This is a genomic window from Streptomyces sp. 2A115, from assembly GCF_052245575.1.
In the GTDB taxonomy this organism is placed as follows: Bacteria; Actinomycetota; Actinomycetes; order Streptomycetales; family Streptomycetaceae; genus Streptomyces.
Window position 1 is genome coordinate 1 of the sequence record NZ_JBQQCG010000249.1, and the last position, 843, is coordinate 843.

At 68.6% G+C, this 843-nt stretch carries 1 protein-coding gene and 1 pseudogene; both read right to left on the reverse strand.

Annotation, left to right across the window (positions count from 1 at the left end; all coding sequences use genetic code 11):
* The coding region (locus tag ACTWQR_RS55865; RefSeq protein ID WP_443235035.1) for a helix-turn-helix domain-containing protein at positions 1 to 193 on the reverse strand (193 nt) is incomplete at its 3' end.
* 393 nt (positions 194 to 586) lie between these two features.
* Positions 587 to 843 (reverse strand): annotated as a pseudogene (locus tag ACTWQR_RS55870) (MFS transporter); the annotation flags it as partial.

Below are 843 nucleotides of genomic sequence, written 5' to 3' on the forward strand. Positions count from 1 at the left end.
GTACCCGGCCCGCCTCGGTCAGTGCCACGGTTCGCCCGTCGGGGCGCAGCAGATCGACTCCCACGTCGTGCCGCAGCGCGGACAGCTGCTGGGACACGGCACCGGCGGACAGCGCCAGTGACTGGGCAGTCGCCGCGATGGAGCCTCGGGCGGCGACGGTCCTGAGCATGTGCAGACGACGGATATCCAGCATGACTCGCCCTCTTGACCCGTTGAGGCATGGTGAGCGAGACGCTCCTCGACCTCTGGACCGGCGCCTTCCCGACCTGCCACCTGTTCAACGGATGGCTGACGTAGGCGATAAGGGTCCGGATAAGGAATGCGAGGCAGACGAAGAAACTCCTACCCGTGCCGTGGGACCGCTCCTCAGGACCGCTTCGTGTGGGACAACGCCTCCGCTGCTCACCGGGATCGGGTGTTGAGGGCCCGAACACGGGTCAGCCCCGGCTCCGTCGCTCTCGGAGCCGGGGCTGACCCTGCATCGTGTACGGCGAGGCGTCCCCACCCCGCGCCGTACACGAAGTACGGGAAGTACCCGAAGTGATCGCAGTACCCGAAGTACCGGGCGTACCCGGTGTACGGGCCGTCAGTGGGCGATCACCGGGACCTTCGCCTCGTCCTCGGCACCTTCGCCGGAGCCGGTCACCGCGGCGGTGTCCGGACGGCCGGTGTTGATGAAGGTCGCGGCGATCGTCGCGGCGAGGACCAGGATGCCCACGGCGAACCAGATCGCGTTGGTGTACCCGTGCACCTGGCCCTCCAGCTGGACCAGCTGCTGCTGGGCCTGGGAACCGGCGCCGCCGATGTGGTCCTTGATGTACGCCGTCGTCGCGGAGGCGGCGA